Below are 5324 nucleotides of genomic sequence, written 5' to 3' on the forward strand. Positions count from 1 at the left end.
TTGGACAACAATTCACAGGGCGATTGCATGAAGGGTCAGTTATTTAGGCCCAGTAACCTCCCCAAGTAATCAACATTCCAACCAGCTTTCAGTCGCTTGTTGGCGATGCCGAGTTTTGTGGTGGTGTCGCTTTTGAGAAGGTTGAGCGCAATACGGCGCAGGATGGCAAAGTTTTGTGCCGCCTCGCCAATCCGGATTCGGCAATCGTCTTCGCGGAATGCGACATCCAATACCCAGTGCATACTGTTCTCGATTCCCCAGTGAGCCCGCACGGTTTTCCCGAGCAAGGCTGCCTTGGCAGGGAGACTGCTAATGTAATAGCGGCGTTCCACGCTAGCTATGCCGGTGCTGTTTCTGCCAATGAGTTCTCGCGTCGATTCGATTATGATCACGCTGTGCAGCCCGCTCCAGTGCTGGTTTTGTTCCTGTAGCCAGGCGACGTCATCGGTCACCAGGCAGCGTCGGGTTTCAATCCGTCCGTGATCTTTTTCTGTCTGGATATCGTCCCAGTACGGACGATCCAGCTTGTCCGCACCGGCGGCGTCGAACCATAGCTTGATGGCTTCGGCCAAGCCGGGTTGGTTGTCTTTCACGCCCAATACATAGTCCGCACCGCTTTGCACAATCTTGGCAGCAATGTCATGCTGGCACCCCATCGCGTCGATGGTGATGATGCTTCCCTTGATGTCCAGCGCACTCAATAATTCCGGTATAGCGGTGATCTCGTTGCTCTTGTCGGCCGTCTTGACCTGCCCAAGCGTCAAACCACTCGCGCTGCTCCAAGCCGACACGAGGTGAATCGCGCTTTGCTTGCCATTATGCGAGCCGCGAATACATTTACCATCGATGGCCACGTGCTGTCCTACCAGTGATGGGCACAGTCCGCTGATCCAGCGCATGAAACACGCTTCGAACTGTTTCGCATCAAGCAGCGAAAAGACGCGCCCGAACGTATCATGCGAGGCGATACCTTTGGCAAACGGCAGGTGCTGGCGCAACCAGTCCAGCTTCATCTGGCTCCATTCGACAACCGATGTCCAACTCTCCGCGCCACTGATGACGGCGCAAATGGCTGCCAGCAGCAATTCTTCCAGTTGATATGCACACTCACGGGCACGTGGATCGCTCAATTCTTCGAATGCTTCGAGCAGTGATATCGGTGCGTTTGCCATCTCGTCTTCCAAATATCGAGAGTAAACGCCTTTTGGGCCCAGTTTACAAGCACTACTTTCGATTCTTGGCTATGGACATGGCGCCCGCTTCATGCAATCGCCCTGCGGCAATTCAACAGCAAAGTGCGACATAGCCTGTTTTTTGCTATACTCCGATAATGGCAATCCCGATACAAGACTGACATCGGCCGTCTGCCACCCCCGTTCATGCCGCCAAAAAAATTTCCCGCAATTGCTTTCATCAGCCTGTTGCTGGGCGGGATTGCCATCGGCTTTGCCGCCATTTTCATGCGGCTGTCGGACGTCAATCCGCTGGCGTCGGCATTCTGGCGCATGGCGCTGGCGGCGCCGGTTTTGTGGTGCTGGGTTTTCATGGTGCGCCGGCAGGAGCGGATCGATGACAAGCGCACTGATTTTAGCCGGGTGCTACTGCTTTCCGGCCTGTTTTTTGCCGCCGACTTGGGTACTTGGCATATGTCGCTGCACTACACCACGGTATCGAACGCAACGCTGCTAAGCAACTTCGCACCGGTTCTGATTGCGTTATGGATGTGGCGCGTCCACAAGATGCGTTTTACCCGGATATTTCTGGTCGGGATACTGATTGCGCTGGCCGGCGCGATCATGCTGGTTGGCCCGAACGCTTCGCACGGCAGCGGCAAGCTGCTGGGCGACGGCCTCGGCCTGATGTCGGCCGTTTTTTACACCGGCTATATGCTGGCGATCAAGGATGCCTGCGATCAGTACGCGACCGCACGCCTGCTGGCGTGGAGCACCAGCATCACCGCGGCAGTCTTATTGCCATGTGCGCTTGGCATGCCGGGACCGTTCTGGCCTTCTTCCAGCGCCGGCTGGGTCACCCTCGTCAGCCTGGCGCTGGTGGCGCAGATCGGCGGCCAGACGCTGATCACGTATGCCTTTGCACACTTGCCCGCCACCTTGTCGTCGGTCAGTCTGCTGATTCAGCCGCTGACCGCGACCATTGCCGCCTGGGTTATTTTCCACGAAACCATCAGCCCGCTGCAAATGGCTGGCGGCGCATTGCTGTTATGCGGGATTTACCTGTCCAAGCGCGGCAGTTGAAAACCCGGCAGCTGCTCGAATGCTGCCAGCGGCAAAGGCCGGCCGAACAGATAGCCCTGATACACATGACAGCCCTGCGCAGCCAGGCAATCGCGCTGGGCTTCCGTCTCCACGCCTTCGGCAATCACCGACAAGCCCAGGCTCTGCGCCAAAGCGACAACGGTGTGGGCGATGGCGACGTCGTTGGGGTCGATCAGCAAGTCGCGCACAAACGACTGGTCGATCTTCAACTGATCCAGCGGCAAACGCTTCAGGTAGGATAGCGACGAATAACCGGTGCCGAAGTCGTCCAGCGAAAAGCAGATGCCGCGCGCCTTCAGCGCTGTCATCTTGATAATGATTTCTTCCACGTCGTCAAGCAGCAGGCTTTCCGTTAATTCCAGCTTGAGCTTGTGCGGATTGGCACCGCTGCTGTCGAGTACCGCCAGCACCTGCCCGACAAAATCCGGTTGGTGCAACTGCCTGGCGCTGACATTGACCGCAACGGTCAGGTGCGCCTTATCCGGATTTGCCGCCCAGGCAAGCAGCTGATTGCAGGCGGTTTCCAGCACCCACTGCCCGATCGGCAGTATCAGGCTGGTCTCCTCAGCCAGCGCAATAAATACGTCGGGGGCAACCAGTCCGCGTCGCGGATGCTGCCAGCGTACCAGCGCCTCGGCCCCGATGATGCAGCCCGCAGCATCGACTTGCGGCTGGTAGTACAGCTGGAACTGGGATTTCCGCAAGCCTTCGCGCAAGTCCTTTTCCAGGTTCGCGCGGGCGGTGATGCTGGCCTGCATCCGCGGATCGAAGAAGCGCAGCGTATTGCGCCCGGCTTTCTTGGCCTCATACATGGCGAGGTCGGCGTGCTTCATCAGTTCATCGGCACTGTTTTGATGATCCTCAAACAAGGTGATGCCAATGCTTGACGTGTTGTGATACGCGTTCCCGGCCAGATCGTACGGCTGGTCAAGGGTGGCCAGTATCTTTTCGCCAATGGCCTTGGCCTGGGTCGCCGCTTCATTGGTGTTTTCGCTCAGGTCGGTCAGCACCAGCACGAACTCATCCCCGCCCAGCCGGGCAATGCTGTCGCCCTCGCGCACGCAGGCCAACAGGCGATGGGCAACCTGCTGCAGCAGCAAATCCCCTTTGTCGTGCCCGAAGGTGTCGTTGAGCACCTTGAAATTATCCAGGTCGATGAACATCAGCGCACCGGCGCGGTCGCTGCGGGTGCTGGATGCGAACGCTTGTTGCAGACGGTCGAGCAGCAAGCGGCGGTTCGGCAATCCGGTCAGCGGGTCATAGAAGGCCAGGCGCTGAATCTCTTCTTCAGCCGCCTTGCGCTGGCTGATGTCGGTCAGCGTCGAAACATAATGGGTCAGCCTGCCATCTTCATCGGTTACTGCGGTAACCGTCAGCCACTCCGGGTGAATCTCGCCGTTCTTGTGCCGGGTCCAGATCTCGCCCTGCCATGATCGGGAACGCTGCACGGCTTCGTGCAGCGCCGCATAAAACGCGGCGTCATGGCGCCCCGAGCCGAGAAAGTCCGGAGTGCGGCCCACCGCCTCTTGCGCTGAGTAACCGGTAATGGCGGTAAAGGCCCGATTAATGCGCAAGATCACATTCTGGGCATCGGTGATGAGCATGCCTTCCTGGGATTCGAAGGCGATGGCGGCGATGCGCAGATCCGCATTGGCCGCCTCGGCGCGCCGGGTGGCGACCGAAAGTTCTTTCTGCGTGATTTCCTGCTGCGCCACGAACTCGGAAAAAGCATCCGACAGACGGTCGGTTTCCCTGCAGCTATGCGCCAATGCCGGCGGCGGGGCCAGAGTCTGGCTGAATTTAAGAAAATCCGTCAGCATCTCCAGCGGCCGCGTAAAGCGCCGCACGATCAGCATGATCACCGCGATGGCCAGAATCAGCGATAGCGCGGTAAGCAGTATGGCCTTTACGCGCAGTGCATTGATTGCCGCAAAGGCTTCACCGGAAGGCAGCACCGCAGCCAGCAGCCAGCCGGTATGCGGCAGCCGCTTGAAACTGAACAATCCTTCAAGCCCCCGGCTGTTGACCCCTGCCACGGTTCCCTCGAAACCTGCGTTCAACGCATTCTCAAACGCCGGATTTGCCCCGTGTCCCGGGATCGTCGTAAGAAGCCTGGAGCGGTCTGGATGCATGATCATCAGCCGTTCCGGGCTTACCAGATAAAAATAGCCGGTCCGCCCGACCCGGGTGGTAGACAGAGGCTCCAGCAGCCGTGATTTTTGAAGATTCACGACACCGCCCAGTATGCCGACCAGCTTGCCGCCGGCATCGCGGATCGGAACTCCAATCACGACCATCGGCTGCCTGGTGGCCTTGCCCAGGAGCGGCTTCGAGATGGTGATCTGTCCCTTATGGATTGCGCCCTGGATGTAATCGCGTTCCGTCATGTCCAATCCGCGCCGTCCGGCTGCGATCGGAAAATCCACCAGCAGCACGCCTTCAGGCGAAAACAGGTACAAGTCATCGATCAGGGTGGAAAGAATCGCCGAGTCGCGGAAGTAGCGTTCGGCCTCTCTGGGGTTTTCCAGTGCATCCAACGGAAACTTGCTCGCCATGCGCTCCAGGGTGGCGACGCGGATCCCCATCTTGTCGTCCAGTTCGCTCGCCACCCGGGTAACCAGAACCTCAAGTTGCGTCGACAGGCTGTGCTGCAGCTCGGTGCGTGCGGCGGAAAATAGCAGGAATGCCTGAATCACGAGGGTAATGCACAGAACCAGCCCGGCTGCCAATCCGATTTGGGTTCGCAAGCCAAATTGCCTGAGACTGAGTTTCTTCTGCCGGAGCGCGCACTGCGATGCCGATAGGTGCGAGCCGGATTTGCCCGCCGGATAGCGGGTTTTGATTGCGCCCGGCATCAGTTTTGCAAACCGCTGCCGGTATCCCGATTGTGCATAGGTGACATGGATCAGTCCAGTTCCGACATCTGACCAGATGATTAGCAATCCTCAACCGATTGCAACACGGATGCGATTTCCCCGTTGTGCGACCGCCCCCCCCAAACGTCATTCTGATTGCCGTTTTATTTTAATAGTAGCAATATTCCCGGGA

Annotated in this window: 3 protein-coding genes; 1 reads left to right on the plus strand and 2 read right to left on the minus strand. The window is 58.3% G+C overall.

Features of this window, described 5'->3' with window-relative positions:
• Positions 1-35: 35 nt before the first annotated feature.
• A complete protein-coding gene (locus HMCN_RS0116885; RefSeq protein ID WP_025918485.1) occupies positions 36-1157 on the minus strand; it encodes an ISAs1 family transposase in 1122 nt (373 codons plus the stop codon).
• A 222-nt stretch (positions 1158-1379) separates the two neighbouring features.
• Here HMCN_RS0116885 and HMCN_RS0116890 point away from each other — a divergent pair, with 222 nt between their 5' ends.
• Positions 1380-2255 carry a DMT family transporter gene (locus tag HMCN_RS0116890; protein ID WP_025918486.1) on the plus strand — a complete coding sequence of 292 codons (876 nt, stop codon included), beginning with the start codon at positions 1380-1382 and terminating at the stop codon, positions 2253-2255.
• Here HMCN_RS0116890 and HMCN_RS18420 read toward each other — a convergent pair.
• Positions 2231-5023 carry an EAL domain-containing protein gene (locus HMCN_RS18420; RefSeq protein ID WP_238552226.1) on the minus strand — a complete coding sequence of 931 codons (2793 nt, stop codon included), beginning with the start codon at positions 5021-5023 and terminating at the stop codon, positions 2231-2233. The two genes, HMCN_RS0116890 and HMCN_RS18420, sit on opposite strands and share 25 nt — an antisense overlap.
• Between the last annotated feature and the right edge of the window lie 301 nt (positions 5024-5324).

This window comes from Herminiimonas sp. CN, assembly GCF_000622895.1.
Classification (GTDB): domain Bacteria; phylum Pseudomonadota; class Gammaproteobacteria; order Burkholderiales; family Burkholderiaceae_D; genus AVCC01.

What these genes read in the sequence shown, in the direction of transcription:
- HMCN_RS0116890 (WP_025918486.1), top strand. Translation starts at nt 1,380, where the DNA reads ATGCCGCCAAAAAAATTTCCCGCAATTGCTTTCATCAGCCTGTTGCTG.